This is a genomic window from Sphingomonas alpina (assembly GCF_014490665.1).
GTDB lineage: Bacteria > Pseudomonadota > Alphaproteobacteria > Sphingomonadales > Sphingomonadaceae > Sphingomonas > Sphingomonas alpina.
In genome coordinates, this window is the sequence record NZ_CP061038.1 from 2,542,849 (window position 1) to 2,561,921 (window position 19,073).

A 19,073-nucleotide genomic window follows, 5' to 3' on the forward strand; every position below is an offset into this window, starting at 1 on the left:
TCTCTTGTATCGACATCGACCTAAAGGTCGAGCCATACGGCTTTCACCATGTACGCCCTGCAATCTTGCAACCCTGCCGGCGCCTGAGCGATCGGATGCCGATCAAGATCGCCCTGTTCCGCAGCATGGTGATCGGCGACCGCCGGCTGACGCGCGAGGCGTTGCTGCGCATCGCCGAGGCAGTCGGCGGGGCCGATGCCCGCACGGTGATCGCCACCGGCAATCTCGTGTTCCGGTCGCGCAAAAGCGTGAGCCGTCTGGAGCAAGAGCTCGAAGCGGCCTGTGCCGAAGAATATGGCCGCGCCACCGAGATCGTCGTCAAGACAGCGGAGGAATGGCGCGCGATGCTCGCCGCCAATCCGTTCGAGCATGAGGCGCACGAAAAGCCGGCGCACCTGATCCTCTGGGCGATGCGCGATCCGCTGCCCAATCAGGGCCTGGAACAACTGCGCCGGCGCGCCCAGGGCGCCGAGCGTATCGAGCGCATCGCCAGCGGTGATTTCTATTGCTGGTTCGGCGCCGGCGAGATGGCGGGCTCGAAAATGATCGCCGGCTTCGGCCTGAAATCGCTTGGCGCGGTCGGCACCAATCGCAACTGGAGTACGGCAACCAGGATCAGCACGGCACTCGACGAGATGGCGAAGCGCGGCTGATTGAGCCGATGGCCACAAGGATCAGGGCACTTGCCGCGTGGACGGTCCCAAGCGTCGATTCACTTTGGATGGCGTTGATAGCAGCGTCGCACTGACCGATCTCCGATTGCTCGCTTACGCTCTTTCTCATCATGAAAACGACTGCAGGATATGCCCCTGTTCCGGGCTGAACGGGCGGCCCGCCCACCCCTGTTATCAACCGTCCCACCCCTGTTATCTCAATAACAGGGGTGGGAGGCCTCAAGCCATTGAACAGGAACGAAGAAATATCATCCAGAATCCAACACGACCCCTGTTATCGCGCGATGTTTTTTTATTTTGAGGAACAGGGGTAAGCGGCGGCACCATGGACAGGGCCGCCTTCAGCTGCAGCCCGGTGTCCTGGGTCTGGTCGGCAAGCCGCGAAAGCCGCGGGATCGCCGCCTCTCCTCGGATAAGCGGCCGGGCGCGCTGGTGCAGGTCGAGAGAATCGATGCCGCCGACACGGTGTGGAGCTCTGCCCCCGCGCATCACCGGCTTGGCGAGTGGCCGCTTGCAAAGGAAACTGGCTGGGGCGGCAGGATTCGAACCTGCGAATGGCGGCATCAAAAGCCGCTGCCTTACCGCTTGGCGACGCCCCAACGAGAATGCGCGGCCTTAAGGCCGAGAATGCCTCATGAAAAGAGGCAAAGCGCCGGCCGGCCGCAGTTCAGTCGAGACGCGTGACCCAGCCATGCGGATCGGGTGCCTGGCCGCGCTGGATTTCCACCAGACGGCTGCGCATCTGCGTGGTGAGTTGGCCCGCGCCGCCGCCACCGATCGTGAAGCTGCCCTCCGGCGTCGAGACCTTGCCGATCGGCGTCACCACCGCGGCGGTGCCGCAGGCAAAGGATTCGGTCAGCCGGCCGCTCGCGGCATCGGCGCGCCACTGGTCGAGCGAATAGGGCTCCTCGCGCACCGTGATGCCCTGCTCGCGTGCCAGCTTCAGGATCGAATCGCGCGTGATGCCAGGCAGGATCGTGCCGGTCAGCGGCGGGGTGAGCATCGATCCGTCGTCGAACACGAAGAAGATGTTCATGCCGCCCAGTTCCTCGATCCAGCGGCGCTCGACCGCGTCGAGAAACACGACCTGGTCGCAGCCATGACGGATCGCCTCGGACTGGGCGAGCAGGCTGGAGGCGTAATTGCCGCCGCATTTCGCCGCGCCGGTGCCGCCTGGCGCCGCGCGCGTATAATCCTGCGATACCCAGAGCGAGACGCTCGGTGCGCCGCCCTTGAAATAGGCGCCGACCGACGAGGCGATGACCATATAGAGATATTCGGAGCTCGGCTTCACGCCGAGGAACACTTCGCTCGCGATCATGAAAGGGCGAAGATAGAGCGACCCGCCATCGCTTTCCGGGATCCAGTCGCGATCGATCTCGACCAGCCGACGGACCGACTCGAGGAAGATCTCCTCGGGCAGTTCGGGCATCGCCATGCGGCGTGCCGAGTCCTGGAAGCGCCGGGCGTTCGCCTCGGGCCGGAACAGCGCGGTACCGCCATCGGCGAGGCGATAGGCCTTCATGCCCTCGAAAATCTCCTGCGCATAATGAAGCACCGACGAAGCCGGGTCCATTTGCAGCGGCGCACGCGCCTGGATCTTTGCGCTGTGCCACCCCTGCCCCTCGGTATAGCGCACCACCGCCATATGGTCGGTAAAGACTCGGCCGAACCCGGGATCGATCAAACGCTCAGCGCGCTCATTGGCCGCAACGGGCGACGCATTGGCTTCGATTTCGAACGACAGGCCGGTATTCGCGGTCATGACTTTCCTCTACGGGTTCGGGGCTGCCGCACCCGGATCGGGGCGGCAAACAGGTTGCGAACGCGTAAGACGGATGGCAAAACGGGTCAACATGGCTGCCCCAACCTCCTCTGCTTCACCCCTGTTCCTCCGCGAACCCGAAATCCGGCGCGGCGTGGAACTCCTGTATTTCGGCAATAGCCATCTGACCCGGTCAATCGACCGCGGTCTGGCGGCGCAGGGGCTGGGCCGCGCGCATCACCGCGCGCTCTATTTCGTAGCGCGTCAGCCCGACATGACGGTCAGCCAGTTGCTTGGCCTGCTCGCTATCACAAAACAGTCTTTGGGCCGTGTTCTCAATGAGTTGACCGACCGAAAGCTGATCGATGTACGCCCCGGCGAACGCGACCGGCGGCAGCGGCTGTTGCGGTTGACGGCGGACGGTGCCGCACTGGAAAATGAGTTGTTCGAGGCGCTGCGCGAACGCCTGTCGGCCGCTTATGCAAGTGCGGGACAGGCGGCGGTGGGCGGCTTCTGGGCAGTACTCGAGGGGCTGATCCCGGCCGAGGAACGGACCCGCGTCGAGGGCCTGCGCGACTGAGGCACAGGGTTTCTGTCGACTTGCACACAGTTGATCCGGGTGCACGAGCACCCGGTCAGAGCATCTTGAGATATTCCAGCAGGGCCCGCCGGTCGGCGTCGGACAATGTCGTGCCGAATTCGTGCCCGCAGCGGCTGTTCCCCGAATTGAGATTATCGCAGCCCGTCGTCACCCGGTCGCTGTTGAGCCCCGGCTGTACCGCGGCCAGCCCCACCGCCTGGATGTCATAGGCGGCACCGACCTTGAACGATGCGGCGCGTTGGCTGGCCGGCTTGAGCAGGTCGGCCAGCGTCGCGACCGATCCATTGTGGAGATACGGCGCGGTCGCCCAGATACCGAACAGCACGCGTGACTCATAGCGATGCTTGCCATCGGCGGGCGCCGCCGCCGCCTCGTTGAACGAATCGTCGAGCGCCTGCTTCACATCGTTCGACGGCGTCGGTGCCTGCACCTCCGGGCTCAGAGCCAGACTGGCCTTGGCACCCCGGTCGCGCCAGATCGCCGGCACCCATGACCCGCTCTGCAGGATCGCGCCGCCGACCGCCACGCCGAGCAGGCTGAAGGTCGTGGCCGGGTTGGGGATCGGCTTGGTCAGGAACGGGATATGCGCGCCCTTCAGCACGCCGGGATCCGACTCCCGCGCCAGGATGTCATATTGCCGCGTATCGGTGCCGACATCGAGCAGCGGCGTCGCCCAGGTGCTTTGCCCCGGGATTCGTTTCACGCCCGGCGTGACGCCGTGACAGGAGACGCAGCCGCCCTGGCTGTCGGGCAGGTTGAAGATCGCCTGCCCGCGCGCGGCCAGCGCCTGATCAATGGCAAAGGGCCATTTCGGCGCGCCGATCTGCTTGACCAGATCTTCCAGCTTGAGCAGCCCGTCGAACTGGACCGAGGTCGCGTTGGGCGTACCCTTGTTGAGGAAGTCCACGCCGAACAGGTGGAAGAAGGATTTGCGCGGCCGGAACTTGCCGAACACGCCGACCACTTCGCCGGTGTTGCGCGCCAGGCCGTAAATGTCGCTGCCATTGGCGGCAAAGCCAGGCCATTGCGTGTAATCCTGCTTCGGCGCGTTCCACAAAAAGGGATAGCGGACCGGCGCATCGGCGAGCTTGATATTGCCCGGAATCAGATAGCTGGGCGGCTTGCCGAGATCGAGGCCCGCGAGCCGGTCGAAGATCATGCTGACCGCGTCGAGCCGCCCGACGCCCCATAAGGGCGTGGGATAGGCGCCGGTGCGCAGCGCATTTTCGCGCAAGAACCACAAATCCACATCCTGGCGGAGCTGCGTCACCTTCTTCTTCGGTGCGTTCGCCCCCAAAATCTCCGCGGCAAAGGCGGCGAAGGTCGCATTGGTTGCCCGCACCCGGTCGACCGCGTCGAGCATGTCGGACAGCAATGCCTGGAAATCGACCAGCGCCGGACCGCCATCGACGCGATATTGCTGCGTGCCCACGCTGATCTGGCGCGTGTGACAGGCAGCACAGGTCATGCCGGCCATTTCCTGGCCCGCCGGGCCGGCCTTGGTGAAGCCGACCGGCAAGTCGGCGCCAGGATTGGGCAGATAACCGTAGCGCGCCAGCTGATCGCCGAGAAAGGGCTGGCCATCGGTCGTCTTCAGCGCCGCGAGCCAGGCATAGGGGATCATCTGCGACCCCTGGTCCCGGCTGTAGAAATCGCTCCGTGTGGCATCGGTCCAGGCGCCGCCCTGATCGAGGAAGATGACCGCGGGCGTCGCCGCCGCAACAGGTGTATCCTGCCCCACCGCTCCACTCGCCAGGACGGTACCGGACAGGACCAGGCTGGTGGCGACCGATGCCGCCAAAGTGAGCTTTCCGAACGAGCGAGTGCTGCGCATCACCGATCTCCTGAACCATGGCCACGCGGTACACAGGGGCTCAACCCGGCGATCGACAGCGACGCGCCGGTTGCAGCACAGGATCGATAAGATGATCCGTTTCCCTAAGGGTAGAGTGGGACCATAGCGGCCCCTTCAAGGCAATCGCTATTGGCTCCATTCCGGCACCAACTAAGGCGTTTGGTGCGGTTTCGGCTTGAGCTACCGCCCTGCCGTTCGCCCTGAGCCTGTCGAAGAGCCGTCCTTCTCGTTCCGGTGCGAGGAGAAGAAGGACGGTGCGACAAGCTCAGCACGAACGGGAAAAGGGTGATTCTACCCAGGCCTACGGCGCTCTGGCGCGCGGCGGCCGCCATTTCGGCATTGCGCCGGACCGAAGCGCGGATCGTTTCGACCAACAGCGTCTTCAGCGCATCCTCGCGATCGAGAATATTCAGCCCCTCGCGCGTCGAGCCTCCGGGGCTGGCCACGCGATCGGCCAATATGGCCGGCGACACGTCGGCCGCGGCCGCGAGCAGCGCAGAGCCCTGCACCGTGGCGACCGCCAGCCGTTCGGCCTGGTCGGCCGGCAAACCGAGCGTGGCACCCGCCGCGGCCAGTGCATCGATGAAGCGGTAGAGAAAGGCCGGGCCGCTGCCGGCAACCGCCGTGAGCACGTTGAACAGCGCGTCGTCATCGATCCATTCGACCAGCCCGAGCGGTGTCATCAGCGCGGCGACCTGGTCGCGCGCCGCCGCATCGGCGCTTTCCGAATAGAGGCCGACCACGCCCTTGCCGATACCGACCGGCAGATTGGGCATTGCGCGGACGATCGCGCCGGTACGGAAGCGCTTCGCCAGCGCGGCTTCTTCGACGCCGGCCAGGATCGAGATCAGCACCGGCACGCCAGCCAGCCGCTCGCCATAACGCGCCGCGATATCGTCGATCTGCTGCGGCTTCATCGCCAGCATCACCATATCGGGCAAGTCGCCGTCCGGCAGGTCGCGCGCCTGGCGCACGCCGCCCGGGAAGTCGCGGTCACCACGGTTGACGATGTCGATCCGGTCGGGCGCCACCACCCCGCTCGCGACCCACTGGCGCAGCATCGCGCCGCCCATATTGCCGCAGCCGACCAGCCATAATCGCGGCGAACTCACGCCTCGCCCTGCGTCTCGGTCATTGCCGCGGCCATCGCTTCCTTCGGGCTCTTGCCGCCCCACAGGACGAACTGGAACACCGGATAGAAGCGCTCGCACTCGTCGATCGCGGATTCGACCAGCAGTTCAGCGGCGCCGAGCGACAAGGTGCCGCCATCGCCCTCGATCATCGCGGCGTGGCGATAGAGCAGGATGCCGCTCGACGACCAGAGCTCGAAATGACCGACCCAGAGCTGTTCGTTGATCAGCCCGATCGCCTCGTAGATCGCGGCGCGGCGCTCATCGGTTACGCGAATGTCTGGGAAAGCGAGGAATTGCAGTACGCTGTCCTCGTCGCGCCACAGCGCGCGAAGCTCGTACTGCGTCCAGCTGCCCTTGACCTTGGCGATCACCTCATCCTCGAGGCGCTCATGCTCCCAGCCATGCGCCGAAAAATAGCTTTCGAGCATATCGATCGGCGCGGCATCGTCGCGTTCGTAATCGGCTTCGTCGAGCATCACTCGTGCCCCCTGGCGGCATCACTCATATACACAGCGGTGCCGGGGTGGATGATCTCATGCAAGCCGCAGACCGGCAAGGCTTTCGAAAAAACTGTGGAAAAGATGATCAGGCTCCGGCTTTCGGCTTTCTCGCCGGCTTTTCGGTACCCTTGCCTTCGAGCGCATCGAGCCGTGCGCGCAACGCATCGGCGTCGTCGCGCGCCGCGGCGGCCATCGCCTTGACCGCTTCGAACTCGTCGCGCGACACGAAATCGAGCCCGCCGATCCATTCCTTCGCGCGCGAACGGGCGCCGGCCTCGGCTTCGCGGCCGACCCCGGCGAGCGTGCCGGCGGCGCCGTTCACGAACTTCACGAAATCGTCGAAGAGCTTGTTGTCGGACTGCATGGGTATTTTATTCCTGAATAAAATCGTCAAAGGCTGATTTGGGTGCTGCTCGACGATGGCACAAGTGTTTCGGCATTCGGGTTCAACTGATCGATCTGTAAGGTCAAGAGCCCTGCGACCACCAGCCAGGCCAGATAGGGCACCAACAGCCAGGCCGCCGCGGCACGAATCCGCCCGAACAGAAGCGTCGTCGCGAGCGCGAGCACGAACATGATCGCAATCACGATCAGTGACCAGAACACCTGATGCGCGCCGAAGAATAACGGACTCCAGATCAAGTTCACCACCAGTTGCAGTGCGAACAGCAGGATGGCGGGGCCGCGCAGCTTCGATCCGCGCGCATGGATGATCATCGCCAGCGCCAGGCCCATGAAGATATAGATGATGGTCCAGGCCACCGGAAACGCCCAGTCGGGCGGCGTCAGGTCGGGCTTGGTCAGCGCCGCGTACCAGCGATTCGCCGAGCCGGTCGGCACCAGCCGCGCCGAGGCGAAGCCGAGCAACAGGATGAATGGCACGGTGACCATCGCCCAGCGCAGGAACGCCAGCCGAAGCTGCTGTTTCGATGCGATTTCCCTCAACTCAGTCGCCCTTCCGTCCTGCCGCGGGCCGGAACGCCGTGATAAGCGCCCCTGTCGGTCCCGCGACACCTTGTTCGCAATATAGAAGAACGCAAGCGGAAGCGGAGCTTTAAATTCCGCAGATGCGAACGAAATCAGGACGTTTTCGACTTTGGCTTATTGAAGAACAGCCGCGATCAGGAATTCGACATTGCCTTCGGGGCCCGTGATGGGACTTTCGACGACCCCCGCGACACTCCAGCCGCGCGACCCGAACCAGGCCGCCACTTCGTCGCAGACGCGGCGATGGATCGCGGCGTCGCGCACCACTCCGCCCTTGCCCACTTCCTCGCGACCGGCCTCGAACTGCGGCTTGATCAACGCCATCAGTCGCGCGCCGGGTACCGCAAAGCCGAGCGGCACATCGAGCACCTTGGCCAGCCCGATGAAGCTGGCGTCGCAGACGATCAGGTCGACGGCCTCCGGAATATGCGCGGAAGTCAGAATGCGTGCACTGGTTTGTTCGTGAACGATGACCCGGTCGTCCTGGCGCAATTTCCAGGCAAGCTGGTTGGTGCCGCTATCGACCGCGTAGACACGTTTCGCGCCGCGCTGGAGCAGCACATCGGTAAAGCCGCCGGTCGACGACCCGACATCGATCGCCACCACGCCGGTGACATCCCAGCCGAAATGGTCGAGCCCGTGCGCCAGCTTGATGCCGCCGCGCGATACCCAGGGGTGATCGCGCCCGCGCACGTCGAGCAGGACGTCGTCGGCAATCGCCTGGCCCGGCTTGTCGATCTTGCGCTCGCCGGCGAATACCAGCCCTGCCATGATCAGCGCCTGGGCGCGGGTGCGGCTTTCGACCAGGCCGCGATCCACGAGCAATTGGTCAACACGAGTCTTGGGCATGCCTGTCTTCTCGATTCGTGCCGTTCTTTAGCGGCTCGGCCATGACGACGCACGGCGTGATCGGTACAATAGCGGAAGCGGGGCGGAACCGGACAGGTGCGCAACGGTTATCGTTACGCTCGCCGCATCGGCCAGCAACAATAAGGTATGACCATGGCTGCTACATCCCGAACCCGCATCACGACACCATGGTCCTTTGTCGCAACGCTGGCGTTGCTGGCCGCCCCCTGACCGCTGTTCAGGCGCAGGACAAGGATCCGCAGGACAAAAGTTCGACGGCAAGCGACGTGAAGGAAGTCGCCTCGCAGCCGGTGCGCGATGTCGGCATCGAGAAAACCAAGATTCCGCCCTTGCTGGTCGAGGTGAGCAACGCACCCTATGGCATGGGCGGCGCCGGCACCTGCCGGCAGATCGCAGCCTCGATCGACGATCTCACCGATGTGCTCGGCCCTGACTATACCGGTCCGCAATCGGCCAAGAAGCAGAACATCGCCAAGGCCGGCGGCGCGGCAGTGGTGAATTCGCTCATCCCGTTCCGCGGCCTGGTGCGCGAAGTCAGCGGTGCAGGCCCTGCCGAACGCCGTCTGCAGGCGGCGGTCAGCGCCGGCATTGCCCGGCGCGGGTTCCTGCGCGGTCTGCAAAGCGCACGAGGCTGCAAGCGCTGAAAACATGCCCTGTTGCTGGCTGATCCTGTGCCTGCCCGGCCAGGATCAGCCAGTGCCTTTGCTGGCCCGAGCCTCTTCCGCAAACAGCCAGGCGTCACCCCAGGCCCGCAAGGCCTCGATGGTCGGCCGAAGGTCTCGTCCTGCGTCGGTCAGGCGATAGGCTGCGCGCTTTCCCTCCGGCGGTACGCGCTCGAACACGCCGGCCGCGACCAGAATGCCGAGCCGCGAGGTCAGCGCCGCACGCGAGATGTCGAGCCGATCGAGAAATTGTTCGAACCGCTCCGCGCCCAGAAACGCCTCGCGCAAAATCAGCAGCGCCCAACGGTCCCCCACGATCCGTGACGCGCGCCCGATCGGGCATGGGGAACGGGACGGGGTGAAGGATTTCATATCGCGGATGTCTACGAAGGTTGCGCCGGTCGGCATAGCAGGGATATAGTCTGCTTTACAGACTTAATGGAGTGACCCATGCCCTCGCACGCATTCGCCGACAATGACGAAGCCGTCGCCTATATGAAGCGAGTCGCGGTCGCGGCGTCGGGCTTCACCAATTTTCTCGGTGTCGAACCGGTCACCTGCTGGCAGGGTGAAGCCGAGCTGACATTGGACGTGCGGCCCGACATGACTCAGCATCATGGTTTCGCGCATGGCGCGATCGTCGGGCTCATGGCGGACAATGCCTGCGCCTGGGCGGCAAGCTCGGTCGCCGGCGATGTGGTAACCGGATCATACAGTATCAATTTTCTCTCGCCCGCCACCGGCAATCGCCTTCGCGCCACGGGAAAAGTGGTCAAGGCGGGCAAGCGGCAGGTGATCGTGCGCGCCGATGTCTGGTCCGAATCGGACGGCACGCCGCCGGTACTGGCTGCCGTCGCCCAGGCTACGATCATCCCATTGAGCTGACCTGGCACGACGAAATCCACCCGGATCGCGTCCAGGCGACGGGCGTTTTTCCGATGGGCGCTGCCGGTCCTCATTTCGTCGCAATGCCTATTGCCTATCATTTCAGTAGGAATACCTTTCGACATGGGAGGCGTGGCCGCGCGGCGTCCCCTAGAGCAAAGCTTGGCCACGTCTTCTCGACCAGTTTTTCGCCAGTTATTCGGGAGACAGAAGATGGGCAGTTTTTCGCCGTTCGACCCTGCGCAACCGACCATATTGACCGTCCCGGGGCTGGGCGGTTCGGGGCCGTCCCACTGGCAGACCCTGTGGGAAAGCTCGCGCCCCGACACGGTCCGGGTCGAGCTGGGCATGTGGAACACCCCGCACCGTAATGCCTGGGTGACCAAGCTCGACCAGGCGATCCGCCAGGCCCAGGCGCCGGTGATCCTTGCCGCGCACAGCATGGGCTGTCTTGCGGTCGCGTGGTGGGCGGAACTGACTCGGCAACCTTATGGCTGGCCGGTCGCCGGTGCATTGCTGGTCGCACCGGCCGATGCCGACCGGGCCAAGGCTCAGCCTGAACTGAAGGCATTCGGCCCGACCCCGACCACCCCCCTGCCCTTTCCCTCGATCGTCGTCGCGAGCCGCGACGATCCATGGATCGAGCTCGACCGCGCGCACAGCCTGGCCGTGTCCTGGGGCAGCCATTTCGTCGACGCCGGCGAACAGGGCCATCTCAATGCGGCGAGCGGCATCGGCTGGTGGAACGAAGGGCAGGAATTGCTCGAACGGGTTATCGCCGCCGGCAGCGACAGGAAGGGCAAGCCGCGCGCGCCGGGCGATGCACGCTCGATCCTGGCAATCAACGCGACCGAAGCCGCGCAGGAACATTATCTCGGCCGGTGACGGGGTAAAACACTTCCCGTTCGTGCTGAGCTTGTCGAAGCACCGCACTCGCTCTTCCAACGAAGAGAAGAAGAACGGCCCTTCGACAAGCTCAGGGCGAACGGGTGAATGCGTTTCGGTGGAAACGCCGGGGCCGCTAAGCCCGCGCGCCCTCCACGACCGCGCTGGAATTATGCCGTAACGCCTTCAGCACCGTCTCGACGATCGCATCGGCATCGAGGCCAGCCTCGGCATATTGCTTGTCGGGCTTGTCCTGATCCTGGAACATGTCGGGCAAGCGCATGGTGCGGATCTTGAGACCCGCATCGACCAGCCCGGTGTCGCTCGCCAGCGTCAGCACATGCGCACCGAGACCACCAACGGCCCCCTCCTCGATCGTCACCGCCACCTCATGGGTGGTAAGCAGCTTGCGGATCAGCGCTTCGTCGAGCGGCTTGGCGAAGCGCAGATCGGCGACCGTCGTGCTCAGCCCCTTCGCATCGAGTGCGTCGGCCGCCTTGAGCGCCTCCGCAAGGCGCGTGCCGAGCGACAGGATCGCGACCTTCTTGCCCTCGCGCAGGATGCGGCCCTTGCCGATCTCGAGCCGCTCCGGAACCGCGGGCAGCGCCACGCCGGTACCGTTGCCACGCGGATAGCGCACCGCGATCGGGCCGCTGTCATGCATTGCGCAAGTATAGGTCATATGGACCAGCTCGGCCTCGTCCGCCGCCGCCATCACCACGAAATTCGGCAGGGTCGCGAGATAGGTCACGTCGAAGCTGCCGGCATGGGTTGCGCCATCGGCGCCGACCAGTCCGGCACGATCGATCGCAAAGCGCACCGGCAGGTTCTGGATCGCCACGTCATGCACGACCTGGTCATAGGCGCGCTGCAGGAAGGTCGAGTAAATCGCGCAGAATGGCCGCATGCCCTGCGCCGCAAGGCCGGCCGCGAAGGTCACCGCGTGTTGTTCGGCGATCCCGACATCGAAGAAGCGCTCCGGATAGGCCTTGGCGAACTTGTCGAGTCCCGTCCCCGACGGCATCGCCGCGGTGATCGCGCAAATCCGGTCATCCTTTGCGGCTGCCGCGACCAGCGCATCGCCGAAGACATTCTGATAGGCTGGTGGTCCGGGTGGTGCCTTGTCCTGGGTGCCGGTGATCACATCGAATTTCTGCACGCCGTGATATTTGTCCGCCGACGCCTCGGCCGGGGCATAGCCCTTGCCTTTCTTGGTCACGACATGGACCAGGATCGGCCCTTCCGCCGCGTCGCGGACATTTTCCAGCACCGGGATGAGATGGTCGAGATTATGGCCGTCGATCGGCCCGACATAATAGAAGCCGAGTTCCTCGAACAAGGTCCCGCCGGTCGCCATGCCGCGCGCGAATTCCTCAGCCTTTTCCGCTGCCTGATGGACGCGGCGTGACAGTTTGCGGGTGAGCTTCTTGGCCAGGCTGCGCAGGCCGAGATACTCGCTCGACGACACCATTCGCGCCAGATAGGCCGACAGCCCGCCGACCGGTGGCGCGATCGACATGTCATTGTCGTTGAGGATGACGATCAGCCGGTTGCCGGCGCGGGCCGCGTTGTTCATCGCCTCATAGGCCATGCCCGCCGACATCGCGCCATCGCCGATCACCGCGATCCCCTTGCCGGGCTTGCCCGACAGCTGATTGGCCACGGCAAAGCCGATCGACGCGGAGATCGAGGTCGAGCTGTGCGCCGCGCCGAACGGGTCGTATTCGCTCTCGCTGCGCTTGGTGAAGCCCGACAGGCCACCGCCCATGCGCAAGGTGCGAATCCGGTCGCGCCGGCCGGTCAGGATCTTGTGCGGATAGCATTGATGGCCGACGTCCCACACCAGCCGGTCGCCGGGCGTGTCGAACACATAATGGATCGCGACGGTCAGTTCGACCACGCCGAGCCCGGAGCCGAGATGTCCGCCGGTGGTGCCCACCGCTGAAATGGTCTCCGCGCGCAACTCGTCGGCGAGTTGCCGAAGCTGAGCCACCGGGAGCTTGCGAAGATCCGCAGGGCTATGAACCGTATCGAGCAACGGCGTTTCTGGAACGTCAGACATCGCGCGAGCTTAGACGAGCGGGCAACTCGTGTCGATTGCCGCGGATCAACCTGCACAGCTTCTTGACGCGACCTGCATACCCCCTACGACAAAGGGCGATGACCAGCCCCCCTCCCGATTTCTTTCCCGGCTTCGCACATCGTCTCGCCACTGCGGACGACATTCCCGCCATCGCCGCATTGATGGACCGGGCGATCGACTCGCTGCAAAGCCCCTTCCTGTCGCCCGAAGAGGTCGCCGCGAGCCGGCTGAGCATGGGCCTGGACACGCAATTGATCGCCGACGGCACCTATTTCCTGATCGAGCAAGGCGACCGCCTCGCCGGCTGCGGCGGCTGGAGCCACCGCGCGACTCTCTATGGCGGCAACCACAGCACCGAATTGCGCGACGACCGGCTACTCGATCCGGCAACCGAGCCGGCACGGATTCGCGCAATGTACACCGATCCGGATTTCGTGCGGCGCGGCGTCGGCCGGCTGATCCTGTCTTTATCCGAAGCGGCCGCCCGCGCGGCCGGTTTCAGGCGCGCTGAAATGATGGCGACGCTGTCGGGCGAACCGCTTTACCTCGCGTGCGGATATCGACCGATCGAGCGAGTGGTGAAGATGTCTGCGGAGGGGCCGCCGGTACCCGGCGTCCGGATGGGGAAGAGCCTCTGAGATGGTAATGCGACGTTGCGAGCGATGTCGCAGGCAAGATGTTAGCGACTGATCGCTTCCAGCTGACCGCCTGCCAAGGCGCGGCGCAGGCCACGAACCATGACTATTGCGACGCCAGCAATAAGCCAGATACCGCCGGCGATTTCGCATTTTTCAACGGTTGCCGATGAAATCGGCGCGACAATTTGCACGCCGATCGCATGCATTCCGAAAATCGTCATTGCACTGTAGGCAAAATATCTAGCCGTTTGCAGGCTAGCCCGCTTGATCACGAGCAGAGATACGGAAATTGCTGCAAGCGTAAGAGCAAAAATGACAGAAATGTCGGCCATGTTTCGTTCCGATAGACGATACAAGCCATCTTGGCAGGGCGCCTGAACTTCCGCAAGGATCCAGAATATGACTCTGTCCAACGATGTTTAAGGCGAATATCCGGAAGGTCGCAACATGCTGTTTAAAAGCCATATTCTTGATGGCATCAAGGAAGGTCGGGTAACGCTCGCCTTCCGGCACTGGACCAGACCAACGGTGCGCACGGGCGGTTCGTTGCGAACAGCGATCGGCGTACTCGCGATCGGGGATGTCAGGGCAATCGAGATCACGGAAATCTCGGACGATGAGGCTCGGCGGGCCGGATTCGACTCACGCGAGAGGCTCGTGAACGATCTCGCCAAAAGGCGGGACGGTACGGCCTACCGGATCGAATTCCATCTGTCCGGCCCCGACCCACGCGATGCTCTCCGCCAGGATGATCAGCTTGACGATCATGGTGTGGCCGCGTTGCAGGCACGACTGGCCTTGCTCGACCGATCCGGTGCGTGGACGGCTCAGGCGCTCCGCCTGATCAGCGAGCGCGATGGACGGACCGCCGCCGAAATCGCCGATAGCCTTGGCATTGAAAAGCTGGCGCTGAAACGGAAGATCAGATTGCTCAAGGAGCTCGGCCTGACAGAAAGCCTGCACAGCGGCTATCGGCTCTCCGATCGCGGCCGGGTGGTTTATCCGCGGCTTTTCCCCGCATCAGGAAACGGCGGTGGCACGTGACAAGCTTCCTGCTCGACAATCGTTTTTCTCCGGTCACCAACTCCATCGGCTTCCTGAAATGCGATCCGGATCGCGCCGCACGCGCCTATCTGGATTGGCAGGTCGGGATTCAGGAAAAGCGCGGCGTGCGGCTGGCCCAGCAGTCGGTCAGCGGGCCGCTGCCGAACGCACTCAGGTCGTTGCTGCCGCTCACCAGTGTAGAGACGAGACGCTTCCTGTTTCTGCCGACCCATTCCGCATGGACTGCGTTCCTCGATAATGGACATGACGGAACGGATGTTTTCGCACCCGTTTCCTTTCTCGCGCAGCAACTTGGTTGCGAGGGCGTCCGGGCGACGGCCAACCCCCATGCGCCGGAAGACAAGCTATTCGGTGCGACGATTTTGGAGATCTATGGGCCGCACAAGACCGAGTTCCTGAACTATATCCGCTCGGTAGCATCGACCTATGACGGATATAAATGGAGCTTCAGCACGGCCGGCGCGGTTCAACCATTCGAGGATCCGGCACGCTATGCGCAACGCAAGATCCAGAGCCGTTTTACGCTCGACATGCTGGATGCCTATCTGAAAGCCATGGGCATCGATGCGTTCGATGCGGACTTTTATCTGCCGGACAATCGGGCCGCGATCCGCATCGAGAAGATCGGTCCCAGTGCGCCGGCGATGCGCGAAGTTGCGGCAGGCTTCTGACCGGGCCGGCCTGCTCCGCCGGCACAACATCAAGTATAAGTATCTGATATAAAACTGTAATATTTCACAATCGATACCGAGGCGATGGCCTGAGATATGCGACATCCCGGTGTCCCATATCTCTACCTCCTCGCCCGAATGACAGCTCAAAATATGGCACATTCCGGTGTCCCATATCTCCACCCCCTCGCCGGAATGACGGCTCAAAATATGGCACATTCCGGTGTCCCATATCTCGCTTGAAAACGTCTCGTCAGGCTCAACGTCAGCACGCGAGAGCCACGCTCTTATGGCTCAATCCGCCTGACGAGCCAGAGGTCGCTGTCGCCGCTTATCTCCGCAACCGTGTCGCGCGCGGCGATTCAACCACCGCACGAGATCGGGCATGCACCGTCCCTGCCGGACTGATACCAACGCGCTCTTTCTTATTGTCGGAGAAAAACAACATCGCCGCGACCCCGCCGACGAGCAGCATCGCACATGACCATGGTCGCTATATTAAGATGCGAAGCGCTGGCTTAGTTCGGCGTATCGCACTCGGCGCAGGTGCCACGCACCTCGATCACCGGGCGCACCGGCGAAAAACCGGTTGCGGCCGCGGCGGAGCGGACGCCCTTGGTGATATGATCGTCATCGATATGCACCGTCTGCCCGCAACTGTCGCAGACCAGGAAAATGCAGTCGTGCAGGCAATCGGGGTGCGCATTGGCGACATAGGCATTGGCGCTTTCGACCCGGCGCGCCAGGTTCGACGCGACGAACAGGTCGAGGATGCGATAGACGCTGTTGGCGGCGACGCGGCGCCCTTCGGCCTTCGACACCGCCTCGGCAATGTCATAGGCCGATGCCGGCTTGTCGAAACTGGCCAGCGCCTTGAAGATCTGCTCGCGCATCGCAGTCCATTGCTCGCCCGATTTCTCGAGCGTCGCCTGCGCGGCCTTGGCGAGATCGGCGCCTTGCGGTTCGTGATGGTGATGATGGGCGGCCATGGGCATGAATCTAGGCGTTGTCGCGCCAATCGGCAAGGTGGCGCTCAGTTGACCGCGCGGCGATTGAGATCGTGACCGAGCGCGAGAATACCGACGCCGACCAGAGTCCAGATCGTCTCGCCGCCGCTGCCGTCATGCGGCAGGCTCATCGCGCCCGCCATGATACCAAGCCCCATCGATCCGACCGCCGCCGGCATCATATAGCCATGCGTGATAATGCCGCGGCCCAGCGCGATGATGCCGAAGCCGATCGCGATGGTCAGCCCCACTTCATGGAAGATCGGCGCGAGCAGCAGCCCCCCGCGGTCGACAGCAGCGCAAACAGAACCGCACTGGTCAGGCAATGCACCATGCACAGCCCGGACAGGCCGATCGCCAGGCGATCAGCATGCGACTCGATCCAGCCGAGATACCGAGGATAGACTTGTTCCGACATCGTGAAGCCGATGTGGCACAGAAAGGCAGGAGTTACAATATATCATCGACGTTTTTCGTTCCGAAACGGACATTAACGATGCGCCGGAACGATGCGCCTTCGGCAATCGACGCGCGACCGGTTTCGCGCTAGGCGCACGGCATGTTGCAAGCGTCCTCGACCCTTTATCCCGCGCGTCCCCGCACCGTCTCGATCTGGCTGTTCGCGGTCGCCGCGCTGATCGTGCTGATGGTGATGGTCGGCGGCATTACCCGGCTGACCGAGTCGGGGTTGTCGATCACCCAGTGGAAGCCGATCAGCGGCATCATTCCGCCGCTGACTCAGGAACAATGGCTGGCCGAATTCGCCAATTACCAGCGCATTCCGGAGTATCAGCTGCTCAACAAGGGCATGACACTCGCCGGGTTCAAGGCGATCTTCTTCTGGGAATATCTGCACCGCCTGCTCGGCCGCGTGATCGGCATGGCGTTCGCGCTGCCGTTGATCTGGTTCGCGATGCGGAAGCGCATTCCGGCCGGCTATGGCTGGCGCCTGACCGCGTTGCTTGCCCTCGGCGGACTGCAGGGCGCGATCGGCTGGTGGATGGTCGCCTCCGGCCTGTCGGTGCGCACCGATGTCAGCCATATCCGGCTCGCGGTGCATCTGGTGACCGCCCTGGTGATCCTGTCGGGCATCATCTGGACTGCGATGGATCTGCGCGCCGTCGCCCGGCACCGGCTCAGTACGCCGGCACGCTTCACCCCGCTCGCCGCAACGGCGCTGCTACTGCTGTTCGTCCAGATCGTGTTCGGCGCGTTCACCGCAGGGCTCGACGCCGGCTATGCCTTTGCGAGCTGGCCGCTGATGGGCGACACGCTGTTCCCAGCCGGCGTGCCGATGACCACGCCGGCCTGGACCAATGCGGTCGACAATCCGGTCGTGGTGCAGTTCATTCATCGCTGGTTCGCCTTTGTCGCCACCGCCGGCCTGCTGACGCTGGCGTGGCGCGCGGCGAGTGCGGGCGCGCGGCGCTCGGCCTATGCGGTGATCGCGCTGGTCATCTTCCAGATCCTGCTGGGCATCTTCACTTTGCTCAGCGGCGTGCAGATCGACATCGCCGTCGCGCATCAGGTCAATGCCGCGCTGCTGCTGATCGCAGCGACATCCGCGGCACATGCCATCGGTAAACGAGCGTTATAAGGATCAGTCGTCAACCTGGTATTATAATACCCGTCAGGAAACCCGCAGATTGCTTGACTTTCACAAGCCCTGCGATCATTAGCCGCCTCAATCGCGCCGCTCCTCATCGGGCGGCGCGTTCCGTTTCAACGATAAAGGTCCTGGCCCCATGAAGGCGCTGATGAAGACCACCAAGTCGGCCAAGCCGCACGAAGTGGAAAAGAAGTGGCATATCGTCGATGCCGACGGCCTGGTGGTCGGTCGCGCAGCGTCGATCATCGCCAATGTCCTGCGCGGCAAGCACAAGCCGAGCTTCACCCCGCATGTCGATTGCGGTGACAATGTCATCGTCATCAACGCCGACAAGATCCGCTTCACGGGCAACAAGCTCAAGGACAAGATCTATTACCGCCACACCGGCTACGCCGGCGGCATCAAGGGCGTCGCAGCGGGCAAGATCCTCGAGGGTCGTTTCCCGGAGCGGATCATCGAAAAGGCCGTTGAGCGGATGATTCCGCGTGGCCCGCTCGGCCGTCAGCAGATGCGCAACCTGCGCGTCTTCGCTGGTGCAGAGCATCCGCACGCAGCACAGAATCCCGAGGTTCTCGACATCGGCTCGATGAACCGCAAGAACAAGGTGGGCAACTGATGTCCGACAATCGCCAGTCCCTTTCCGATCTCGCCGGCCTGACCAACCAGCCGGCACCTGTCGCGTCCTCGGCCCCGGTTCTCGCCGGTGACGAATACGCACCGGCCGCTCCGGTCGTCGTGCGTGAGCCGATGCCGCTGCGCGAGCAGATCCTCGACAAGCAGGGCCGCGCCTATGCGACCGGCCGCCGCAAGGACGCCGTCGCCCGCGTGTGGATCAAGCCGGGTTCGGGCAAGATCACCATCAACGGCCGCGACCAGGAGGTGTATTTCGCACGTCCGACGCTGCGCCTGGTGATCAACCAGCCGTTCGGCGTCGCCGAGCGTGACGGCGCCTATGACGTCGTCTGCACCGTCAAGGGCGGTGGCCTTTCGGGCCAGGCCGGCGCGGTCAAGCACGGCATCAGCCAGGCACTGACCAAGTTCGAGCCGATCCTGCGTGCGCCGGTCAAGGCCGCTGGTTTCCTGACCCGCGACAGCCGTACGGTCGAGCGCAAGAAGTACGGCAAGGCGAAGGCCCGTCGTAGCTTCCAGTTCTCGAAGCGCTAAGCTTTCTCGCCATCAAACG

General features: G+C 63.7%; 21 protein-coding genes, 1 tRNA gene and 2 pseudogenes. 11 read left to right on the plus strand and 13 right to left on the minus strand.

Annotated features, from left to right (window positions below; translation table 11 throughout):
- The first annotated feature begins 95 nt into the window (after window positions 1–95).
- Entirely contained in the window at window positions 96–653 is a 558-nt protein-coding gene (locus H3Z74_RS11715; RefSeq protein WP_187764043.1) for a DUF1697 domain-containing protein, read from the plus strand.
- A 545-nt stretch (window positions 654–1,198) separates the two neighbouring features.
- Here H3Z74_RS11715 and H3Z74_RS11720 read toward each other — a convergent pair.
- Together H3Z74_RS11720 and H3Z74_RS11725 are read right to left on the minus strand one after the other, a co-directional pair.
- Window positions 1,199–1,273, minus strand: a tRNA-Gln gene (locus H3Z74_RS11720).
- 68 nt (window positions 1,274–1,341) lie between these two features.
- Window positions 1,342–2,439 (minus strand): branched-chain amino acid aminotransferase, encoded by a 1,098-nt coding sequence (locus H3Z74_RS11725; protein WP_187764044.1) that lies wholly within the window; start codon window positions 2,437–2,439, stop codon window positions 1,342–1,344.
- A 91-nt stretch (window positions 2,440–2,530) separates the two neighbouring features.
- Here H3Z74_RS11725 and H3Z74_RS11730 point away from each other — a divergent pair, with 91 nt between their 5' ends.
- Window positions 2,531–3,019 (plus strand): MarR family transcriptional regulator, encoded by a 489-nt coding sequence (locus H3Z74_RS11730; protein ID WP_187764045.1) that lies wholly within the window; start codon window positions 2,531–2,533, stop codon window positions 3,017–3,019.
- Between the two features lie 55 nt (window positions 3,020–3,074).
- On the opposite strand, the gene H3Z74_RS11735 is transcribed toward H3Z74_RS11730, so the two are convergent.
- The 6 genes and pseudogenes from H3Z74_RS11735 to H3Z74_RS11760 all read right to left on the minus strand — a co-directional run bounded on the left by H3Z74_RS11735 (window position 3,075) and on the right by H3Z74_RS11760 (window position 8,364).
- Window positions 3,075–4,874, minus strand: a complete 1,800-nt coding sequence (locus H3Z74_RS11735; RefSeq protein WP_229727035.1) for a di-heme-cytochrome C peroxidase — start codon at window positions 4,872–4,874, stop codon at window positions 3,075–3,077.
- Between the two features lie 335 nt (window positions 4,875–5,209).
- Window positions 5,210–5,968, minus strand: a pseudogene (locus tag H3Z74_RS11740) (pyrroline-5-carboxylate reductase family protein); the annotation flags it as partial.
- A gap of 35 nt (window positions 5,969–6,003) precedes the next feature.
- Window positions 6,004–6,504: a type III secretion system chaperone family protein gene (locus H3Z74_RS11745; RefSeq protein ID WP_187764047.1), complete on the minus strand. Its 501-nt coding sequence runs from the start codon at window positions 6,502–6,504 to the stop codon at window positions 6,004–6,006.
- Between the two features lie 109 nt (window positions 6,505–6,613).
- Window positions 6,614–6,892, minus strand: a complete 279-nt coding sequence (locus H3Z74_RS11750) for an accessory factor UbiK family protein (protein WP_187764048.1) — start codon at window positions 6,890–6,892, stop codon at window positions 6,614–6,616.
- Between the two features lie 26 nt (window positions 6,893–6,918).
- Entirely contained in the window at window positions 6,919–7,473 is a 555-nt protein-coding gene (locus tag H3Z74_RS11755) for a TspO/MBR family protein (protein ID WP_187764049.1), read from the minus strand.
- A gap of 156 nt (window positions 7,474–7,629) precedes the next feature.
- On the minus strand, window positions 7,630–8,364 hold the full coding sequence (locus H3Z74_RS11760; protein ID WP_187764050.1) for a TlyA family RNA methyltransferase: 735 nt from the start codon (window positions 8,362–8,364) through the stop codon (window positions 7,630–7,632).
- 188 nt (window positions 8,365–8,552) lie between these two features.
- Between H3Z74_RS11760 and H3Z74_RS11765 the strand changes: the two genes are divergently transcribed.
- On the plus strand, window positions 8,553–9,029 hold the full coding sequence (locus H3Z74_RS11765) for a hypothetical protein (protein ID WP_187764051.1): 477 nt from the start codon (window positions 8,553–8,555) through the stop codon (window positions 9,027–9,029).
- 45 nt (window positions 9,030–9,074) lie between these two features.
- On the opposite strand, the gene H3Z74_RS11770 is transcribed toward H3Z74_RS11765, so the two are convergent.
- Complete coding sequence (locus H3Z74_RS11770) at window positions 9,075–9,362, minus strand: winged helix-turn-helix transcriptional regulator (RefSeq protein ID WP_229727036.1); 288 nt, start codon at window positions 9,360–9,362, stop codon at window positions 9,075–9,077.
- A gap of 135 nt (window positions 9,363–9,497) precedes the next feature.
- Between H3Z74_RS11770 and H3Z74_RS11775 the strand changes: the two genes are divergently transcribed.
- Together H3Z74_RS11775 and H3Z74_RS11780 are read left to right on the plus strand one after the other, a co-directional pair.
- Window positions 9,498–9,932, plus strand: a complete 435-nt coding sequence (locus H3Z74_RS11775; protein WP_187764053.1) for a PaaI family thioesterase — start codon at window positions 9,498–9,500, stop codon at window positions 9,930–9,932.
- Window positions 9,933–10,145: 213 nt separating this feature from the next.
- Complete coding sequence (locus H3Z74_RS11780) at window positions 10,146–10,817, plus strand: RBBP9/YdeN family alpha/beta hydrolase (protein ID WP_187764054.1); 672 nt, start codon at window positions 10,146–10,148, stop codon at window positions 10,815–10,817.
- A gap of 136 nt (window positions 10,818–10,953) precedes the next feature.
- On the opposite strand, the gene dxs is transcribed toward H3Z74_RS11780, so the two are convergent.
- The gene (gene dxs / locus H3Z74_RS11785; RefSeq protein ID WP_187764055.1) at window positions 10,954–12,879 is read right to left on the minus strand and encodes a 1-deoxy-D-xylulose-5-phosphate synthase; all 1,926 of its coding nucleotides are present in this window, start codon (window positions 12,877–12,879) and stop codon (window positions 10,954–10,956) included.
- Between the two features lie 98 nt (window positions 12,880–12,977).
- Here dxs and H3Z74_RS11790 point away from each other — a divergent pair, with 98 nt between their 5' ends.
- Window positions 12,978–13,538, plus strand: a complete 561-nt coding sequence (locus H3Z74_RS11790; RefSeq protein WP_187764056.1) for a GNAT family N-acetyltransferase — start codon at window positions 12,978–12,980, stop codon at window positions 13,536–13,538.
- A 41-nt stretch (window positions 13,539–13,579) separates the two neighbouring features.
- On the opposite strand, the gene H3Z74_RS11795 is transcribed toward H3Z74_RS11790, so the two are convergent.
- Window positions 13,580–13,870 (minus strand): hypothetical protein, encoded by a 291-nt coding sequence (locus tag H3Z74_RS11795; RefSeq protein ID WP_187764057.1) that lies wholly within the window; start codon window positions 13,868–13,870, stop codon window positions 13,580–13,582.
- 115 nt (window positions 13,871–13,985) lie between these two features.
- Between H3Z74_RS11795 and H3Z74_RS11800 the strand changes: the two genes are divergently transcribed.
- Together H3Z74_RS11800 and H3Z74_RS11805 are read left to right on the plus strand one after the other, a co-directional pair.
- Window positions 13,986–14,582 (plus strand): ASCH domain-containing protein, encoded by a 597-nt coding sequence (locus H3Z74_RS11800; RefSeq protein ID WP_187764058.1) that lies wholly within the window; start codon window positions 13,986–13,988, stop codon window positions 14,580–14,582.
- Window positions 14,579–15,274 (plus strand): hypothetical protein, encoded by a 696-nt coding sequence (locus tag H3Z74_RS11805; RefSeq protein WP_187764059.1) that lies wholly within the window; start codon window positions 14,579–14,581, stop codon window positions 15,272–15,274. Before H3Z74_RS11800 ends, H3Z74_RS11805 begins: the two co-directional genes overlap by 4 nt.
- 518 nt (window positions 15,275–15,792) lie before the next feature.
- Here the strand turns inward: H3Z74_RS11805 and H3Z74_RS11810 are convergent.
- Both H3Z74_RS11810 and H3Z74_RS11815 read right to left on the minus strand, forming a co-directional pair.
- A complete protein-coding gene (locus tag H3Z74_RS11810; protein ID WP_187764283.1) occupies window positions 15,793–16,263 on the minus strand; it encodes a Fur family transcriptional regulator in 471 nt (156 codons plus the stop codon).
- A gap of 44 nt (window positions 16,264–16,307) precedes the next feature.
- A pseudogene (locus H3Z74_RS11815) lies at window positions 16,308–16,699 on the minus strand (MerC domain-containing protein).
- 141 nt (window positions 16,700–16,840) lie between these two features.
- Between H3Z74_RS11815 and H3Z74_RS11820 the strand changes: the two are divergent.
- From H3Z74_RS11820 to rpsI, 3 genes are all read left to right on the plus strand, one after another.
- Complete coding sequence (locus H3Z74_RS11820) at window positions 16,841–17,878, plus strand: COX15/CtaA family protein (protein ID WP_187764060.1); 1,038 nt, start codon at window positions 16,841–16,843, stop codon at window positions 17,876–17,878.
- Window positions 17,879–18,026: 148 nt separating this feature from the next.
- On the plus strand, window positions 18,027–18,506 hold the full coding sequence (gene rplM, locus H3Z74_RS11825; RefSeq protein WP_034158053.1) for a 50S ribosomal protein L13: 480 nt from the start codon (window positions 18,027–18,029) through the stop codon (window positions 18,504–18,506).
- Complete coding sequence (gene rpsI, locus H3Z74_RS11830) at window positions 18,506–19,054, plus strand: 30S ribosomal protein S9 (protein WP_183112301.1); 549 nt, start codon at window positions 18,506–18,508, stop codon at window positions 19,052–19,054. The genes rplM and rpsI overlap by 1 nt, the downstream gene beginning before the upstream one ends.
- Window positions 19,055–19,073: the final 19 nt, after the last annotated feature.

Coding starts and splice junctions, on each gene's coding strand:
- H3Z74_RS11715 (WP_187764043.1), top strand. CDS start 96: ATGCCGATCAAGATCGCCCTGTTCCGCAGCATGGTGATCGGCGACCGC.
- H3Z74_RS11725 (WP_187764044.1), bottom strand. CDS start 2,439: ATGACCGCGAATACCGGCCTGTCGTTCGAAATCGAAGCCAATGCGTCG.
- H3Z74_RS11730 (WP_187764045.1), top strand. CDS start 2,531: ATGGCTGCCCCAACCTCCTCTGCTTCACCCCTGTTCCTCCGCGAACCC.
- H3Z74_RS11735 (WP_229727035.1), bottom strand. CDS start 4,874: ATGCGCAGCACTCGCTCGTTCGGAAAGCTCACTTTGGCGGCATCGGTC.
- H3Z74_RS11745 (WP_187764047.1), bottom strand. CDS start 6,504: ATGCTCGACGAAGCCGATTACGAACGCGACGATGCCGCGCCGATCGAT.
- H3Z74_RS11750 (WP_187764048.1), bottom strand. CDS start 6,892: ATGCAGTCCGACAACAAGCTCTTCGACGATTTCGTGAAGTTCGTGAAC.
- H3Z74_RS11760 (WP_187764050.1), bottom strand. CDS start 8,364: ATGCCCAAGACTCGTGTTGACCAATTGCTCGTGGATCGCGGCCTGGTC.
- H3Z74_RS11765 (WP_187764051.1), top strand. CDS start 8,553: ATGGTCCTTTGTCGCAACGCTGGCGTTGCTGGCCGCCCCCTGACCGCT.
- H3Z74_RS11775 (WP_187764053.1), top strand. CDS start 9,498: ATGCCCTCGCACGCATTCGCCGACAATGACGAAGCCGTCGCCTATATG.
- H3Z74_RS11780 (WP_187764054.1), top strand. CDS start 10,146: ATGGGCAGTTTTTCGCCGTTCGACCCTGCGCAACCGACCATATTGACC.
- dxs (WP_187764055.1), bottom strand. CDS start 12,879: ATGTCTGACGTTCCAGAAACGCCGTTGCTCGATACGGTTCATAGCCCT.
- H3Z74_RS11790 (WP_187764056.1), top strand. CDS start 12,978: ATGACCAGCCCCCCTCCCGATTTCTTTCCCGGCTTCGCACATCGTCTC.
- H3Z74_RS11795 (WP_187764057.1), bottom strand. CDS start 13,870: ATGGCCGACATTTCTGTCATTTTTGCTCTTACGCTTGCAGCAATTTCC.
- H3Z74_RS11800 (WP_187764058.1), top strand. CDS start 13,986: ATGCTGTTTAAAAGCCATATTCTTGATGGCATCAAGGAAGGTCGGGTA.
- H3Z74_RS11810 (WP_187764283.1), bottom strand. CDS start 16,263: ATGGCCGCCCATCATCACCATCACGAACCGCAAGGCGCCGATCTCGCC.
- H3Z74_RS11820 (WP_187764060.1), top strand. CDS start 16,841: ATGTTGCAAGCGTCCTCGACCCTTTATCCCGCGCGTCCCCGCACCGTC.
- rplM (WP_034158053.1), top strand. CDS start 18,027: ATGAAGGCGCTGATGAAGACCACCAAGTCGGCCAAGCCGCACGAAGTG.
- rpsI (WP_183112301.1), top strand. CDS start 18,506: ATGTCCGACAATCGCCAGTCCCTTTCCGATCTCGCCGGCCTGACCAAC.